Source organism: Streptomyces sp. NPDC059002, from assembly GCF_042740435.1.
Lineage (GTDB): Bacteria > Actinomycetota > Actinomycetes > Streptomycetales > Streptomycetaceae > Streptomyces.
The window spans coordinates 75,005-91,002 of sequence record NZ_JBHYJI010000018.1 but is presented as its reverse complement, the minus strand read 5'-3'; the positions used below and the strand labels follow the sequence as shown (position 1 = coordinate 91,002).

20 protein-coding genes are annotated in these 15,998 nt (G+C 71.3%); 12 read left to right on the top strand and 8 right to left on the bottom strand.

Going from position 1 to position 15,998, the window contains the following annotated elements; genetic code table 11:
- Window positions 1-91: 91 nt before the first annotated feature.
- The 6 genes from ACFWZ2_RS18725 to ACFWZ2_RS18700 all read right to left on the bottom strand — a co-directional run bounded on the left by ACFWZ2_RS18725 (window position 92) and on the right by ACFWZ2_RS18700 (window position 5,553).
- Window positions 92-1,540: a sensor histidine kinase gene (locus tag ACFWZ2_RS18725; RefSeq protein ID WP_384546924.1), complete on the bottom strand. Its 1,449-nt coding sequence runs from the start codon at window positions 1,538-1,540 to the stop codon at window positions 92-94.
- Window positions 1,537-2,274 carry a response regulator transcription factor gene (locus ACFWZ2_RS18720; protein ID WP_384546922.1) on the bottom strand — a complete coding sequence of 246 codons (738 nt, stop codon included), beginning with the start codon at window positions 2,272-2,274 and terminating at the stop codon, window positions 1,537-1,539. Before ACFWZ2_RS18720 ends, ACFWZ2_RS18725 begins: the two co-directional genes overlap by 4 nt.
- A gap of 44 nt (window positions 2,275-2,318) precedes the next feature.
- Complete coding sequence (locus ACFWZ2_RS18715; RefSeq protein WP_384546920.1) at window positions 2,319-2,546, bottom strand: hypothetical protein; 228 nt, start codon at window positions 2,544-2,546, stop codon at window positions 2,319-2,321.
- A 31-nt stretch (window positions 2,547-2,577) separates the two neighbouring features.
- A complete protein-coding gene (locus ACFWZ2_RS18710) occupies window positions 2,578-3,597 on the bottom strand; it encodes a S1C family serine protease (protein ID WP_384546918.1) in 1,020 nt (339 codons plus the stop codon).
- A 97-nt stretch (window positions 3,598-3,694) separates the two neighbouring features.
- Entirely contained in the window at window positions 3,695-4,717 is a 1,023-nt protein-coding gene (locus ACFWZ2_RS18705; protein ID WP_384546916.1) for a LacI family DNA-binding transcriptional regulator, read from the bottom strand.
- Between the two features lie 23 nt (window positions 4,718-4,740).
- The gene (locus tag ACFWZ2_RS18700; RefSeq protein ID WP_384546914.1) at window positions 4,741-5,553 is read right to left on the bottom strand and encodes a response regulator transcription factor; all 813 of its coding nucleotides are present in this window, start codon (window positions 5,551-5,553) and stop codon (window positions 4,741-4,743) included.
- A gap of 256 nt (window positions 5,554-5,809) precedes the next feature.
- Between ACFWZ2_RS18700 and ACFWZ2_RS18695 the strand changes: the two genes are divergently transcribed.
- From ACFWZ2_RS18695 to ACFWZ2_RS18665, 7 genes are all read left to right on the top strand, one after another.
- Complete coding sequence (locus tag ACFWZ2_RS18695; protein WP_384546912.1) at window positions 5,810-6,655, top strand: alpha/beta hydrolase; 846 nt, start codon at window positions 5,810-5,812, stop codon at window positions 6,653-6,655.
- 12 nt (window positions 6,656-6,667) lie between these two features.
- Window positions 6,668-6,922, top strand: coding sequence for a MoaD/ThiS family protein (locus ACFWZ2_RS18690; RefSeq protein ID WP_055533908.1), 255 nt, complete (start codon window positions 6,668-6,670; stop codon window positions 6,920-6,922).
- A gap of 5 nt (window positions 6,923-6,927) precedes the next feature.
- Window positions 6,928-8,067, top strand: a complete 1,140-nt coding sequence (locus tag ACFWZ2_RS18685) for a hypothetical protein (RefSeq protein ID WP_384546909.1) — start codon at window positions 6,928-6,930, stop codon at window positions 8,065-8,067.
- Window positions 8,068-8,178: 111 nt separating this feature from the next.
- Window positions 8,179-8,931 carry a DUF2993 domain-containing protein gene (locus ACFWZ2_RS18680; protein WP_384546907.1) on the top strand — a complete coding sequence of 251 codons (753 nt, stop codon included), beginning with the start codon at window positions 8,179-8,181 and terminating at the stop codon, window positions 8,929-8,931.
- Window positions 8,932-9,126: 195 nt separating this feature from the next.
- The gene (locus tag ACFWZ2_RS18675; RefSeq protein ID WP_351007875.1) at window positions 9,127-9,207 is read left to right on the top strand and encodes a putative leader peptide; all 81 of its coding nucleotides are present in this window, start codon (window positions 9,127-9,129) and stop codon (window positions 9,205-9,207) included.
- A 211-nt stretch (window positions 9,208-9,418) separates the two neighbouring features.
- Entirely contained in the window at window positions 9,419-10,264 is an 846-nt protein-coding gene (locus ACFWZ2_RS18670) for a sulfurtransferase (protein WP_384546906.1), read from the top strand.
- Window positions 10,265-10,298: 34 nt separating this feature from the next.
- Window positions 10,299-10,586, top strand: a complete 288-nt coding sequence (locus ACFWZ2_RS18665) for a DUF1416 domain-containing protein (protein WP_030784848.1) — start codon at window positions 10,299-10,301, stop codon at window positions 10,584-10,586.
- A 95-nt stretch (window positions 10,587-10,681) separates the two neighbouring features.
- Here the strand turns inward: ACFWZ2_RS18665 and ACFWZ2_RS18660 are convergent, their stop codons facing one another.
- Entirely contained in the window at window positions 10,682-10,942 is a 261-nt protein-coding gene (locus tag ACFWZ2_RS18660) for a DUF3099 domain-containing protein (RefSeq protein ID WP_384546903.1), read from the bottom strand.
- Between the two features lie 249 nt (window positions 10,943-11,191).
- On the opposite strand from ACFWZ2_RS18660, the gene ACFWZ2_RS18655 reads away from it, so the two are divergent.
- The 3 genes from ACFWZ2_RS18655 to ACFWZ2_RS18645 are packed head-to-tail and all read left to right on the top strand — an operon-like array spanning window position 11,192 to window position 13,248.
- Window positions 11,192-11,764 carry an FABP family protein gene (locus ACFWZ2_RS18655; protein ID WP_384546901.1) on the top strand — a complete coding sequence of 191 codons (573 nt, stop codon included), beginning with the start codon at window positions 11,192-11,194 and terminating at the stop codon, window positions 11,762-11,764.
- 16 nt (window positions 11,765-11,780) lie between these two features.
- A complete protein-coding gene (locus ACFWZ2_RS18650) occupies window positions 11,781-12,248 on the top strand; it encodes a Fur family transcriptional regulator (RefSeq protein WP_384546900.1) in 468 nt (155 codons plus the stop codon).
- Between the two features lie 34 nt (window positions 12,249-12,282).
- Window positions 12,283-13,248, top strand: coding sequence for a YgfZ/GcvT domain-containing protein (locus ACFWZ2_RS18645; RefSeq protein WP_384546898.1), 966 nt, complete (start codon window positions 12,283-12,285; stop codon window positions 13,246-13,248).
- 12 nt (window positions 13,249-13,260) lie between these two features.
- Here the strand turns inward: ACFWZ2_RS18645 and dtd are convergent, their stop codons facing one another.
- Entirely contained in the window at window positions 13,261-13,740 is a 480-nt protein-coding gene (gene dtd, locus ACFWZ2_RS18640) for a D-aminoacyl-tRNA deacylase (protein WP_384546896.1), read from the bottom strand.
- A gap of 161 nt (window positions 13,741-13,901) precedes the next feature.
- Between dtd and ACFWZ2_RS18635 the strand changes: the two genes are divergently transcribed.
- The gene (locus ACFWZ2_RS18635; RefSeq protein WP_384546894.1) at window positions 13,902-14,504 is read left to right on the top strand and encodes an ABC transporter substrate-binding protein; all 603 of its coding nucleotides are present in this window, start codon (window positions 13,902-13,904) and stop codon (window positions 14,502-14,504) included.
- Between the two features lie 80 nt (window positions 14,505-14,584).
- Complete coding sequence (locus ACFWZ2_RS18630) at window positions 14,585-15,841, top strand: GNAT family N-acetyltransferase (RefSeq protein ID WP_384546892.1); 1,257 nt, start codon at window positions 14,585-14,587, stop codon at window positions 15,839-15,841.
- Window positions 15,842-15,998: the final 157 nt, after the last annotated feature.

The following is a 15,998-nucleotide window of genomic DNA, read 5'->3' as shown; positions in this document are numbered from 1 at the left end:
GGCACGTCCGGCAAGACGTTCCGTCTCGTTCGAGTGAGATTCGAGTGAGATTCGAGTGGGATTCGAGTGAGAAGCGGGAGGCGCGCGCGTCCTAGCCCGGCAGGGACTCCACCGGTTCCGGCAGGTCCTCCGGCGGGGGAGTCGGCGCCCCCGGCAGCTGGACCGTCACCACCGTGCCGCCGCCCTCCGCGGCCTCCAGGCGCACCTCGCCGCCGGACTGCCGCACCGTACGGTCCACGATCGAGAGACCGAGCCCCGACCCCGGCAGGCTCCGCGCCGACGGCGAACGCCAGAACCGGTCGAAGACGTGCGGGAGTTCGTCCGCGGGGATGCCGGGCCCGTGGTCCCGCACCGTGAGCCGGCCGCGGTCCAGCGTGACCTCCACGGTGCCGCGCCGCGGGCTGAACTTCACCGCGTTGTCGAGGATGTTGACGATGGCCCGCTCCAGCGCGGGCGGCTCCACGCGTACGTACCAGGGCGCGAGCTCCGCGGTGATCGTCAGCTCGGGGCCGCGCAGCCTGGCCCGGTCGATGGCGGTCCTTGTCACGTCGTGCAGGGCGACGACCTGGACCTTGGCGCCCCCGTCGCCCGTGTCGGGGCGGGACAGCTCCTGCAGGTCGCCGATGAGGACGGCGAGTTCGGTCATCTGGGCGGTGACCGAGGCGAGCAGCGCCTTGCGGTCGTCGGGCGGGATGGCCCGGCCGGTCTCCTCGCTGCGGGCGAGCAGTTCGATGTTCGTGCGCAGCGAGGTCAGCGGCGTACGCAGCTCGTGGCCCGCGTCGGCGATCAGCTGCTGCTGGAGGTCGCGCGAGGAGGCCAGCGAGGCGGTCATGGAGTTGAAGGACTCGGAGAGGCGGGTGATCTCGTCGTCGCCGTCGACGGGGATGCGGAGGTTCAGGTCCTCGGTGCGGGCGACGTGTTCGACGGCCTCGGTGAGCCGGTCGACGGGGCGGAGTCCGGTGCGGGCCACCCAGAGGCCGGCGGCTCCGGCGCCGAGTACGCCGACGCCCGCGACGAAGACGAGCACGAGGATGAGATTGCTCAGGGTGTCATTGACCTCGCTGAGGGGGCGGGCCATGGAGACCGCGAGACCGGGGCGGCCGTCCAGCGGGTAGGTCAGGACGCGGTACTTCTCACCGTTGGACGCGGTGGCGTTGTGGTACGTCTGCGTGGCCAGGCCCTGCGCGACCTCGGTGTCGGCGGACTCGACCCTGAGGGACTGCTTGCCGATGATGACGCAGTGGCCGCCGCTCTGGTCGACGACCTGGACGGTCTCCTTGAAGATGTCGGGGTTGTCCTTGCCGCCGCTGATGATCGTGCGCGCGCAATTCCCCTCCGCGTCGACGAAACCGGAGACCTGGGCCGGGGTCAGCTTGGCCTCGCTCAACGCGTCGTCCAGCGAATTGACCAGCACGTTCCGCACGACGAACCAGCAGGCCACCGCGCTCGCCGCCACCGCGACCGCCACGGCGGCCGTGACGAGCAGCGCGAGCCGCGAGCGCAGCGGGAGCCCGCGGAACCGTCGGACGACCCTGTTCACTCGCCGCCCCGCAACACATACCCCACACCCCGCACCGTGTGCACGAGCCGAGGTTCGCCGCCCGCCTCCGTCTTGCGGCGCAGGTACATCACGTACACGTCGAGGGAGTTGGAGGACGGCTCGAAGTCGAAGCCCCAGACGGACTTGAGGATCTGCTCGCGGGTGAGGACCTGCCGCGGGTGCGCGAGGAACATCTCCAGGAGCGTGAACTCCGTGCGGGTCAGCTCGACCGTCCGCCCGCCCCGCGTGACCTCGCGCGTCGCCAGGTCCATGCGCAGATCGGCGAAGGAGAGGGTGTCGCCCTCCGTGGCCCGGCCCGCGGCCGCCGCGTACGAACTGCGGCGCAGCAGCGCCCTGATGCGGGCGAACAGCTCGTCCAGTTCGAAGGGTTTGACCAGGTAGTCGTCGGCGCCCGCGTCGAGTCCCGTGACGCGGTCGCCGACGGTGTCGCGGGCGGTCAGCATGAGGATGGGCGTGGTCGTCCCGGTGGCGCGCAGCCTGCGCGCGGCGGTGAGGCCGTCCATGCGGGGCATCTGGATGTCGAGGACGACGAGGTCGGGGCGGTGGGCCGCGGCCTTCTCCAGGGCGTCGGCGCCGTCGACGGCGACCTCCGTGCCGTATCCCTCGAAGGCGAGACTGCGCTGGAGCGCCTCCCGCACGGCGGGTTCGTCGTCCACGATCAGGATGCGCTGCTGCTCGCGGTCACCGGTGCGGTCGCCTTCGGCGGGGCTCATGGGCTTCGGACTTCCTCGGGTCAGGGGGCGGAACGGGGCCGGTATCAGCCTCGCACGCGGGCGCGGGCGGTGCGGGCCGCCGCGGGTCGTACGCGGGTGGAGGTCGCCACCTCGGGCGCGCGGACCTCCTGGGTGCCGTGCAGCTCCTGCGCCACGGCCAGCGGGAGGCCGAGCCCGGCGGGGTCGGTGTCGGGCCTGCCCCAGCCGACGGTGACGGCGAGCGCGTGCCGGGCGCGGTTGACGGTGACGCTGGTGAAGGTGGTGCCGGACATGGCGGCCTCCTGGGGGTGAGGTGCGGGTGGGTCAGGTCTTGGAGCCGGACCGCAGCTTGCTCAGGTCGTCCTTGACGGTGTCGATCGGGATGGCGAAGCCGAGGCCGACGCTGCCGGACGCGGATTCCCCGCTGCCCTGCGACGAGGAACTGGGCGAGTACATCGCGGAGTTGATGCCGATGATGTTGCCGTTCATGTCGATGAGGGCGCCGCCGGAGTTGCCGGGGTTGAGCGAGGCGTCCGTCTGCAGGGCCTTGTACGTGGTCTTCGACGAGCCGGTGTTGCCGTTGAACTCCTGCCCGCCGAACTCGAACGGCCAGCCGCCGCCGGGGCTCTGCGGCTGCTCCTGACCCTCGCCGGTGGAGACGGTGACGTCGCGGTCGAGGGCGGAGATGATGCCGCTGGTGACGGTGCCGGTCAGGCCCTCGGGGGAGCCGATGGCGACGACCTCGTCGCCGACCTTGACGTTGCCGGAGTTGCCGAGGGTCGCGGGCTTGAGCCCGGAGGCGTCCTTCAGCTGGATGAGCGCGAGGTCCTTCTTGCTGTCGGTCCCGACGACCTCGGCGTCGTACGTCTTGCCGTCGTTCGTCCGCACCTTGATCGACGTGGCGCCGGAGATGACGTGGTTGTTGGTGATGATCTCGCCGTCGCTCTTGGTGATCACACCGGAGCCGGTCGACTTGCCCTGCCCGGTGGTGGCGCTGATCTCGACGATGCTGGGGCTGACCGCCTCCGCGACACCGGAGACGGTGCCCTTCTTGCTGGTCGGCACGACGTCCGTGCTGGTGGCGGAGGAACCGCCGTCCTTGTCGGTCAGCGTCTGCACGGCGAACGCGGTCCCGCCGCCCACCGCGGCCGCCGCGATCGCGACGGCCGCGAGCAGGGCCACCGGGCCCCTGGCGCGACGGCGCCGCTCGGGTGCGGGCGGCTGCGGGGCTTCCGGCGCATAGGCGGGCGGGGGCGGGAAGGCGCCCTGCGTACCGCCGGGCGGCACAGGCGCTGACGACTGCTGCTGGTGGTACTCGCCGCTGTGGCGGAAGGTCTCGGTCATGTCATTGAGACTGTCCGCCGTACATGAGAGCTGCCTGAGTACGTCCTGAGAAGCCCGGCAGAAGTGCGTATGCCCGTTATAAAGACGGGCGGAGCGCCTACTGGCAGCCGCAGGACTGGCGCACCACGAGCCGGGACGGGAACAGCTTCAGCCGCTCACGGCGCGACCCCGCGACCCGCAGCCCGTCGTCGAGCACGAGGTCGACCGCGGCGCGCGCCATCGCGGGCCGGTCGGAGGCGACCGTCGTCAGCGGCGGGTCCGTGAGCCCCGCCTCCTTGACGTCGTCGAAGCCGGCGACGGCCAGCTCGCCCGGCACGTCGATGCGCAGCTCGCGGGCCGCCCGAAGCACGCCGATCGCCTGGTCGTCCGTGGAGCAGAAGATCGCGGTGGGCCGGTCGGGCCGGGCGAGGAGTTCGAGGCCCACTTGATACGCGTCGTAGCGGTTGTACGGGGCTTCGAAGAGCCGCCCCTCCACCGACCGCCCGGCTTCCCGCATCGCGCGCCGCCAGCCCTCGACGTGGTCGGAGACGGGGTCGCCGACGGTCGGGGTGTCGGCCGTGCCGCCCACACAGGCGACGTACTCGTGGCCGTGCTCCAGGAGGTGCCGGGTCGCGAGCTGGGCGCCGCCGACGTCGTCCGTGACGACCGCGACGTCGTCGATGGCCTCGGGCCGCTCGTGCAGCAGGACCACGCGCGCGTCCCACGCGTCGATCTCGGCGGCCGCCTGGTCGGTCAGGCCGTGGCTGACGAGGATCAGCCCGGAGACCCGCATGCCGAGGAAGGCGCGGAGGTAGTGCGTCTCGCGCTCCTCCACATAGTCGGAGTTGCCGACGAGCACCATCTTTCCGCGCTCGGACGCCGCCTGTTCGACGGCGTGCGTCATCTCCGCGAAGAACGGCTGGCGCGCGTCCGGCACGATCATGCCTATGAGGTCCGTGCGCCGCGAGGCCATGGCCTGGGCAACCCGGTCGGGCCGGTAGCCCAGCTCCTTGATCGCGGCGAGTACCCGCTCGCGCGTGGCCGGGGCGACCGGCCGGGGTCCGTTGTTGATGACGTAACTGACGACCGCGGTCGAAGTACCCGCCAGTCGTGCGACGTCATCCCGAGTCACCTTGGCCACGCGCGGAGTCTACGCGGATGGAACTACCGCTGGGCAGGGCGTACGGCAGCTTCCTTGGGAGCGGATTTCGCGGGGGCCGCGGCGCCCTCCGTCTTCTTGCCGCCGTTCTCCTCGGCCCGGGGAGCCGCGGCCTTCGCCTTCTCCTCGTCGGCGGCGCGTTCGACCTTCTCCGGGGTGACGAAGCGATAGCCGACATTCCGGACGGTGCCGATCAGCGACTCGTGCTCGACGCCGAGCTTCGCCCGCAGCCGCCGCACGTGCACGTCGACCGTGCGCGTACCGCCGAAGTAGTCGTAGCCCCACACCTCCTGGAGGAGCTGCGCGCGCGTGAAGACCCGGCCCGGGTGCTGCGCCAGGTACTTGAGCAGCTCGAACTCCTTGAAGGTCAGGTCCAGGACCCGGCCCTTCAGCTTCGCGCTGTACGTCGCCTCGTCCACGGAGAGGTCGCCGTTGCGGATCTCCATCGGGGAGTCGTCGGCGGTGATCTGCTGGCGGCCCATCGCGAGCCGGAGCCGCGCCTCGACCTCGGCGGGGCCCGCCGTGTCGAGGAGCACGTCGTCGATGCCCCAGTCGGCGGTGACGGCCGCGAGGCCGCCCTCCGTCACGACGAGGACCAGCGGACAGCCGGGCCCCGTGGAGCGCAGCAGCTGACAGAGGCTGCGCACCTGCGGAAGGTCGCGGCGCCCGTCGATCAGGATGACGTCGGCACCGGGGGTGTCGACGAGAGCGGGCCCCTCCGCCGGGGCGACGCGCACGTTGTGAAGGAGCAGGCCGAGGGCGGGGAGCACCTCCGTCGACGGCTGGAGGGCATTGGTCAGGAGCAGCAGAGAGCTCATCGCTGCCCACCTGCCCGGGTCGACTGACTGTGGTGCACGTTTCGCTCGCCCATAACGTCGGTTCCTCCTCGGTCCCTGCGAGGACGTTTACGGCACTGCTTCGTACTGCGTTCAATGCGTACGCCGCGACTTCCGCGCCCTGGCAGCCGCGACGCATTCCGTGTCTCACGATGCGGTCGTATACGGCCGCCTCAGAAAGCACGAAAGGACCCGGGGGCTTCGCTGCCCGGATCCTCTGCCCAGCAGAATAGCCCACATGACTTCCGGTCCGGCAGGTCGAGCCGAGCGATCTTCTGTGCCTCCGATCACTCGGGGGCAGGGTCGCGTTCAGCAGCGCGCCATGCTTCGTACACGCGACGGCGTGGCCGTCGAAGCCGCCTACGACCCGGGTCCCGATCCCGCGGGCGAGCTCGCGTTCGTCGTCGCGCACGGCTTCACCGGTGACCTGTCGCGGCCCCACGTGCGCCGCATCGCGGGCGTCTTCGCCCAGCGTGCGGCCGTGATCACCTTCTCCTTCCGGGGGCACGGGGCGTCCGGCGGGCGCTCCACGGTCGGTGATCTGGAGGTGCTCGACCTGGCGGCGGCCGTGGAGTGGGCGCGCTCGCTCGGGCACGCGCGCGTGGTGACCGTGGGCTTCTCGATGGGCGGTTCGGTCGTACTGCGCCATGCCGCGTTGCACAGGGGGCGCACGGAAGCGCGCACCGACGCCGTGATCGCGGTGAGCGCCCCGGCGCGCTGGTACTACCGGGGGACGGCGCCGATGCGTCGGCTGCACTGGGTCGTCACGCGCCCGGCGGGCCGCTTCGTCGGCCGCTTCGGGCTTCGCACCCGGATCCACCCGCACGAGTGGGACCCCGTGCCGCTCTCGCCGGTCGAGTCGGTCCCGCTGATCGCGCCGACCCCGCTGCTCGTCGTGCACGGCGACCGGGACCCGTACTTCCCCGTCGACCATCCCCGGATGCTGGCCGCCGCCGCGGCGGGCGGGGCCGAACTGTGGCTGGAGGAAGGCATGGGGCACGCGGAGCACGCGGCCTCCGACGAACTGGTCGGGCGGATCGCCGCGTGGGCCACGGCATCATGGACGTCGGCAACCGCCGACTGAGAGGAGCGTCGCATGGTGAACGGCACCATTCGTTACTGGGCCGCTGCCAAGGCGGCCGCGGGCGTCGCGGAGGAGCCGTACGCCGCGGCGACGCTCGCCGAGGCGCTGGACGCCGCGCGTGAGCGGCACCCCGGGGAGCTGGTCCGGGTCCTGCAGCGCTGTTCGTTCCTGATCGACGGCGATCCCGTCGGGACCCGCGGTCATGAGACCGTACGGCTGGCCGAGGGCGGCACGGTCGAGGTGCTCCCGCCGTTCGCAGGAGGATGAGCGCCATGTCCAATCAGCCGTACGAGGGGTACGAGGGGTACGACCCGTATCAGCAGCAGTACCCGTACCCGTACCCGGAGCAGCAGCAGCCCCCGCAGCAGCAGTACTACGTGGATCCTCAGCAGCAGCAGTACGCACAGCCGTACCCGGAGCCGCAGCAGTACTACGCGGAGCCCCAGCAGTACACCCAGCAGTGGCAGGGGCAGACCTGGGAGACGCAGATGCAGCCGCCGCCCGCCGCCGCGGTGGACATGACCGAGACCGCTTATCTGCCCCCGCAGACGGACGCGTCGTACGACCCGGTGCCGCCCGCCCCGGGACCCGGCGACGGGCAGCCCGCGGCGGCCGACACCTCCTACGGGCCCGCCACCACCACCGGCAATCCGCGGATAACTGATGCCCAGCGGGCCCGGGCCGAGGGGCGGTCGCCCATCATCGAGCCCGGGATGCAGCCCGCCGCGCTGACCGCGCTGCTCGGGCTGCTGCTCGCGGGCGGCGCGGCCGTCGGGTCGTACGCGCTGCTCGTGCCGTTGGTGATCCTGCAGGCCGTGACCGCCGCCGGGTGGTTCCGGCTCAATGGCATGTGGCCCGCCCGGCAGGGCATCGCGCTGGCCTTCCTCGGCGGTGTCGTCGCCGATGCCGCGCTGCTGGGCGTCGGCAAGGAGAACGCGCCCGCCGCGATCCTCGGCACGCTCGGGGTGTGGGTGCTGCTGGTGCTCGTGCTGCAGCTGCGCAGCCACGCGGGTGCCGACGAGCGGATGTACGGGCTGATGGCCACCCTCGCGTCCGCCGCGCTCGCGATCATCGCCACCGGGCATCTCGCGGCCGCGTCCGACGCCGTGACCGTGGGGAGCATCGCCGTCGCCGTCGCGATCCTGGCCCGCGCGCTGCCGCTGCCCACCACCGCCTCCGTCGTCGTCGCGCTGCTCGCGGCCGCCGGGGCGGGGGTCGCCGTCGGCGGCATGACGGACCTGGGCAGCAAGGGCGCGCTGCTGGCGCTCGGCGCCGGGGTCTGCGCGCTGATCGGGCACCGCGTCGCGAGCTACGACTACCCGTCGCGGTTCGTGCACATGACGGCGGGCGTCGCGCTGCCGCTCGCCGCGGCCGCCCCTGCCGTGTATCTGCTCGGCCGTGCCATCGGCTGATCGTCACAGCTGATCGACAGGTCCCCGGCCGAGCCCTTCGGCCGGGGACCTGTCCTTTAGGCTCGCGGAAACGACTGTTGACGCGGGGGACAAGGTGGGGGAACACCGGACATGAGCAAGCGCGCCGTACGAATACTTCTGATCGTCGTCGTGATCCTGGGGGGTCTCTTCGTGGCGGCCGACCGGATCGCCGTGAACTTCGCCGAGGGCGAGGCGGCGGACAAGATGCGTACCAGCGAGGGCCTCAGCCAGACGCCCGACGTTTCCATCAAGGGTTTCCCCTTTCTGACCCAGGTCGTGGGCGGTGAGCTGGACGACGTGGAGGTCGGGATCAAGGACTACGACGCCAGGTCCGGTTCGGACTCCATCCGCATCGACGATCTGAAGGCCCACATGAAGGGCGTGAAGTTCTCCGGCGACTACAGCTCGGCGACCGCCGCGACGGCCTCGGGCACCGCGCGCGTCTCGTACGACGAGCTCCTGAAGGCCAGCAAGTCCGAGCCGGTCGAGCTGCCGCTCGGCGCCACCGGCAAGGTCGTCGGCCTCTCCGACGGCGGCAACGGCAAGATCAAGGTCGAGGTCGAGGTCAGCAAGGGCGGCGTGAAGCTGCCCAAGCCCGTGTACGTGCTGAGCTCGGTCCGCGTCGAGGGCGACAACATCAAGGTCCACGCGGACGAGATCCCGAAGAAGCTCTCGGTGCTCGGCGTGGACATCCCGCTGCCCGAGGGCACGGCCCGCAACGTCACCGACTTCGAGCAGAAGATCGAGGACCTGCCGGCCGGGATCAAGCTGGAGAAGGTCGAGGCGGCGCCGGACGGCGTGGAGATGTCCGTGACGGGCTCGGACGTGCGGCTGGCGGGCTGACCCCCGCCCCCATGGCGGTTCGTCCGCAGTGCGAGACGAAGCTGTCCGGCGGGCGGATGTGACGGGGACGACATCGGACCCCGGGGCCCTTCCCGGCGGCCTCGGGGTTCAACGATTCCCACATCGTGGACGATCGTGTCTCACCATGCGGAGCACCGGTGACACAGCCGCCCCTCCGTCCCTACGATCGGACGCATGCAACGACAGGCGGACCTCACGAAGCGGCGGGCAGTGGACCTGTGCCGCGTCGCCGCCATGCTCTGTCGCACTTTCTAGGGTTCCCCTTCCGGCGGGAGCCCGACCCCCGCCCCCAAGCTCTTAAAGAGCAGGGGGGACCCCCGCCCAGGCCTGTTGACGCCTTTCCGGCAGGCCTCCCCGCGCCGTACGTACGCCACCCGTGCCTCCCTGCACCACCGGCCCGTACCGGCCGCCCCCTCGTGCACCGCAGCACAGCCGCACCGCCGTAACTGCCCCGGAGGAGAGAAGCATGAGCCGCAGCGACGTCCTGGTAGACGCCGACTGGGTCGAGGCCCACATCGAGGACCCCAAGGTCGCCATCGTCGAGGTCGACGAGGACACCTCGGCGTACGACAAGAACCACATCAAGAACGCGATCCGCATCGACTGGACCAAGGACCTGCAGGACCCGGTCCGCCGCGACTTCATCGACCAGGAGGGCTTCGAGAAGCTCCTGTCGGCGAAGGGCATCGCCAACGACACCACCGTCGTCCTCTACGGCGGCAACAACAACTGGTTCGCCTCGTACGCCTTCTGGTACTTCAAGCTCTACGGCCACCAGGACGTGAAGCTCCTCGACGGCGGCCGCAAGAAGTGGGAGCTCGACTCCCGCGACCTGGTCGACGGCGCGCAGGTCCCGAACCGGCCCGCCACCGACTACAAGGCCAAGGCCCAGGACACCTCGATCCGCGCCTTCCGCGACGACGTCGTGGCGGCCATCGGCGCCAAGAACCTGGTCGACGTGCGCTCGCCCGACGAGTTCAGCGGCAAGCTGCTCGCCCCGGCCCACCTCCCGCAGGAGCAGTCGCAGCGCCCGGGCCACGTCCCGTCCGCCCGCAACATCCCGTGGTCCAAGAACGCCAACGACGACGGCACCTTCAAGTCGGACGACGAGCTCAAGGCCCTCTACGAGGACGAGCAGGTCGACCTGGCCAAGGACACCATCGCGTACTGCCGCATCGGTGAGCGTTCGGCCCTGACCTGGTTCGTCCTGCACGAGCTGCTCGGCCAGACCAACGTCAAGAACTACGACGGCTCGTGGACCGAGTACGGCTCCCTCGTCGGCGTGCCGATCGAGCTCGGCGCCAACAAGTAAGCAAGACCGACCTTTCTTTCCCCTAGGAGTACGCATGTGTGGAGCAAAGGCCGGCGGCCCCGACGCTTCGACGATCAAGCCCGGTGAGACCACGATCCAGGGCCAGGTGACCCGCGACGGCGAGCCCGTCACCGGTTATGTGCGCCTGCTCGACTCGACCGGCGAGTTCACCGCCGAGGTGCCCACCTCGGCGACCGGTCAGTTCCGCTTCTACGCCGCCGAGGGCACGTGGACCGTCCGGGCGCTGATCCCCGGCGGCACCGCGGACCGCACGGTCGTCGCGCAGACGGGCGGCCTCGCGGAGGTCGCGATCGCGGTCTGAGTCACCCGACCGCACCATGATCGGCTGAAGGGCCGCACCCCAGGGGGTTGGACGCCACTGGAACGGGGTGCGGCCCTTCGGCTGTGTCCGCGGGGCTACCGACGACGACGCTTGCCGTCCAGCTCGTCCCACCACTCGTCCGACTTCGGATCCCCGCTGGGGTCGTCCCACCAGCGGTCGTCGGGCCCCCGACGGTTCGCCGTCATCGCGGCCAGCGGCGGGATCACCATCGCCACGACGCACATTCCGACGGCGACGGGGATCGACCAGAGCCGCACGACGCCCCAGGCCAGGACGAACAGGCCGATGCACGTGCCCATCATGGCGAAGTACAGATGGCGCCTTCGCGCGTACATGCATCCAGCGTACGTCCCGAGGGCCCTCACAGAGAGGGACGGGCGCCGCCCGACTACAGTGGGACCGGCTCTGATACCTGCCCCAACCGCTCACCGAGGAGCACCCCGTGCTTGAGGCCTTCTTCTCCGCCCTGCTGGTTCTCGTCTGCGTCGGCGTTCTCGCCTTCGCCGGACTGACCGTGAAGAAGCTGTACCAGGGCCAGCGCTGACCGCCCCCACCTCCACCACCACAGATCGCCTGAGCTTCCCATGATCGAGATTCCTTCCGACCTGAACCCCGACCTCGTCCCCCTCGCCTTCCTCCTCGGCAACTGGGCCGGCGCGGGCGTCACCGACTTCCCCGGCGCCGAGAAGGCGAATTTCGGCCAGGAAGTCTCCTTCACCCATGACGGCCGGGACTTCATCGAGTACCGCTCGTACACCTGGGTGCTCGACTCGGAGGGCAACAAGGTCAAGCCCCTGGAGACCGAGTCCGGCTTCTGGCGCATCGGCAAGGACCGCAAGGTCGAGGTCGTGATGGTCCGCGACGACGGCGTCGTCGAGGTCTGGTACGGCGAGCTGGCCGACCAGAAGCCGCAGATCGACCTGGTCACGGACGCCGTCGCGCGCACCGCGGCCTCCGGCCCCTACACCGGTGGCAAGCGGCTCTACGGCTATGTGAAGGGCGACCTGATGTGGGTCGGCGAGAAGCAGACCCCCGAGGTGCCGCTGCGCCCCTACATGTCGGCGCAGCTGAAGAAGGTCGTCACGCCCGAGGAGGTCGCCGACATGGCGCGGAACCTGGGCGACCTGCCGGACGACGGCATCGCCTTCTTCAAGTAGACCTAGACTCTCAGGTGTGGCGAGCACCGACTCCAGGAGCACCGACTCCGACTGGAAGAGCGATCTGCGGCAGCGCGGCTACCGGCTGACCCCGCAACGACAGCTTGTCCTCGAAGCCGTCGACACCCTTGAGCACGCGACCCCCGACGACATCCTCTGCGAAGTGCGCAAGACGGCGTCGGGGGTCAACATTTCCACGGTGTACCGCACCCTGGAGCTCCTGGAGGAGCTGGGGCTCGTCTCGCACGCCCACCTCGGGCACGGGGCGCCGACGTACCACCTCGCGGACCGGCACCACCACATCCACCTGGTCTGCCGCGACTGCACGAACGTCATCGAGGCCGACACGGAGATCGCCGCCGACTTCACCGCCAAGCTGCGCGAGACGTTCGGCTTCGACACCGACCTCAAGCACTTCGCGATCTTCGGGCAGTGCGCGGACTGCGCGGGACAGGGCCCCGCCGACAAGCGGGACCAGAAATAAATCCGGCGCCCGCCTGGTCGTAGTCTTTGTGAACATGAAGAGCCCCCTGCTGTCCCTGCCCGGCGCCGTTCCCGCCGAGGGCGTGGACGAAGGCGTCGCCGCCCACTACGGCGAACTGTTCCGCGAGCAGCGCGCCCTCGCCGACGGCACCGGTTTCGTCGACCTCTCGCACCGCGGCGTGGTCACCGTCACCGGCTCCGACCGGCTGAGCTGGCTGCACCTCCTGCTCACCCAGCACGTCAGCGAGCTGCCGACGGGACAGGCCACCGAGGCGCTGATCCTCTCCGCCAACGGCCACATCGAACACGCCCTCTACCTCGTCGACGACGGCGAGACCATCTGGGCGCACGTCGAACCCGGCACCCAGGACGCGCTCATCGCGTACCTGGAGAGCATGAAGTTCTTCTACCGCGTCGAAGTCGCCGACCGCACCGCCGAGTTCGCGGTGGTGCACCTGCCCGCGGGCTCGATCGCCACGGTCCCCGACGGCGTCGTCGTGCGCGAGACCGCCCACGGACGCGACCTGTTCCTGCCGCGCGCCGACCTGGAGTCGTACGCCGAGGCGAACGGCCCCGCCGCCGGGCTCCTCGCCTACGAGGCGCTGCGCGTGGAGGCCCACCGGCCGCGGCTCGGCTTCGAGACCGACCACCGCACCATCCCGCACGAACTGGGCTGGATCGGCACCGCGGTGCACCTGCAGAAGGGCTGCTACCGCGGGCAGGAGACCGTCGCCCGCGTGCAGAACCTGGGCAAGCCCCCGCGCCGCCTGGTCTTCCTGCACCTGGACGGCAGCGAGGTGCACCTGCCGGTGGCCGGGACCCCGCTGCACCTCGCCAGCGAGGGCGCCGAGGGGCGCAAGCTGGGCTTCATCACGACCGCCGTACGCCACCACGAGCTGGGCCCGATCGCCCTCGCGCTGATCAAGCGGAACGTGCCGGTGGACGCGGAGCTGATCGCCGGGGACACCGCCGCCGCCCAGGAGGTCGTGGTCGAGCCGTAGCCCGGCGCCGCGTCACATCTCCAGCAGCACGGTGAACGGTCCGTCGTTCGTCAGGCCCACCCGCATCTGCGCCCCGAAGCGGCCCGTCGCCACCGTCGCCCCGAGGGCGCGCAGCCGGGAGACCACCTCGTCGACCAGGGGCTCGGCCACATCGCCGGGGGCCGCCGCGTTCCATGTGGGGCGGCGGCCCTTGCGGGCGTCTCCGTAGAGCGTGAACTGGCTGATGACCAGGAGCGGCGCGTCGATGTCGCTGCACGACTTCTCGTCGGCCAGCATGCGCAACGACCACAGCTTGCGGGCCAGTTGGGCCGCCTTCTCCTTGGTGTCGTCATGCGTGACGCCCACCAGGACGCACAGGCCCTCGCCGCTGATCTCGCCGACCGTCTCTCCCGCCCGTCTCCCTCCACCACCCTCAGCCGAGGACCTGCGGTCCGCCCTCTCGCTTTCCACGACGACGCTCGCGCCGTCGACCCTCTGCACCACTGCTCGCATGCCGCCATCATGCCGTGCCGTGCACGGCGCCCGGCACATGCCTCCGATCCCCCCATCCGGGGCCGATTCCGGGCACTCATTCACATAGCGGCCACTCGGGGTGGCACGATGCTCACACGCGGTGTACCGCGTCGGCCGGTCGAGGGGACGGGTAGAGCCACATGAGCACACCAAGCACCGGGCAGTCGCCCGGTCGTATCTCGCTGCTGCGCACGCCGCTTCCGCGGCCGCCCGCGCAGCGCACGGGCAGCCCGCAGCTGCCCGACGTGCCCGAGCACGACCTGGCGGCGCTGCGCCTCCCGGAGCTTCGCGAGCTGCGCAGGGCGGCGCAGCAGGACGAGGCCGACCTGAGCTATGTGCGGCGGCTGCTGCAGGGCAGGATCGACATCCTGCGGGCCGAGATCGCGCGCCGCAGGGATCCGCTGGCGCCGGAGCCCGAGGCGCCGGTCGTCGACCGGCTCCCGGAGATCCTCACGGACGCCCCGGCCCGGCACCGCTCATCGGCCAGGCACGTCACGCTCGGCACCCCGCACAGCGAGGAGTACCGCCTGCTCGCCACCGAGATGCTCGCCGAGGTCGAGCTCTCCGACCTGGCGGCACGCACCGACGACGAGCTGCACACGGCCATGGGCCGCCTCGTGCGGTACGAGCAGCAGGTGTCCCGGCGGCGGCAGTTGCTCCAGCGGACCACCGACGACTGCAGCGCGGAGATCGCCCGGCGGTACCGGGAGGGGGAGGCGCAGGTCGACGACCTGTTGTCGTGAGGCAGGCGCGCGGTGGTCGCGGGGCGGGCGGGCGGGAAACCCGAGTGCGGGGCGTCATGGGCCCGCCCTAGCGTGGGCCCATGAGTGATGTTGACGTACGAGCCGTCGCCGACGCCGAGTTGCCCGCCTGGCTCAGGGCCGTGCAGGCCGGGTTCCTGCAGTCCTTCGCCGCGATGTCGGACGAGGCCGTGGCCAACCTCCGCGGCCGCCGCCCGCCCACCCGGACCTGGGGCGCGTTCGACGGCGGCCGCGTCGTCGGCACCTTCCGGTCCTTCGGCCAGGAGGTCACCGCGGTGGGCGGCGCGCCCGTCGCGGCCAACGCGGTGTCGGGAGTGACGGTGGCGCCCACGCACCGCCGCCGCGGCATCCTCAACCGGATGATGGCCGTCGACCTCGCCGCGGCGAAGGAGCGCGGTGACGTCGTCGCCACGCTGGTCTCCGCCGAGTACCCGATCTACGGCCGGTACGGCTTCGGGCCCGCGACCTGGGTCACCGACTGGTCCGTCGACGTGCTCCGCTCGGGGCTCGACCCGCGCTGGTCGGGGCCCGACGAGCCCGGCGCCAGGATCGACCTCGTCGACGGCGACGACGTGCGCAAGGTGGGACCCGAGCTGCACGAGCGGCTGCGCGCGGTCCGGCACGGCGTGATCAACCGCGACGAGGACTGGTGGCTGCGCAACACCGGGCAGCAGGCCACCCGCGAATTCCCTTGGCAGGAGCCCTTCTACGCCCTCTACCGCGACCCGTCGGGCCGCGTCGACGGACTGGTCGCGTACCGCACCACGAACGACGAGTGGGACGGCTCCCGGCTGCCGCAGAACACCGCGACGGTGCTCTCGATGACCGCCGTCACGCCCGCCGCCGAGCGCGCCCTGTGGCACTACGTCTGCGCGATCGACAAGGTCATCACCGTCGAGACCGGCTGGCTGCCCCCGGACGACCTGCTTCCGCAGCTGCTCCCCGACCCGCGCGCCGCCCGCGTCACCCGGCACGCGGACTGGCTCTGGGTGCGGATCCTGGATGTCGTACGGGCCCTTGAGGCGCGTACGTACGCGGTGCCCGGCTCCCTCGTCCTGGAGATCGCGGACGGGGCGGGGCTCGCCGGCGGGCGCTACCGGCTCGACGCGACGCCGGACGGCGCGGCCTGCGTGCCGACCGGCGCGTCCGCCGAACTCACCCTCGACGTGGCGGAGTTGGCGGAGCTGTGGCTCGGGGACGCGTCCGCGGTGCGGCTCGCGGAGCTGGGGCGGATCACGGAGGGGCGGGCGGGCGCCGCGGCCCTGGCGGACGCGCTGTTCCGTACGCCGAGGCGGCCCTGGTGTCCCGACTTGTTCTGACGAGTGCCGGGGGTGCCGGTGATGGTCCGGGGCACTCCGGCGAGTGCCCGGGGGTGTCCGGGGTTCCCAGGCCCGGACACCCTCCGGGGGGCGTCTGAGCCCCGGCCATCCGCGTACCGGGGCTCAGACTTCCTGATGACTGACCGGACTCCCGGCT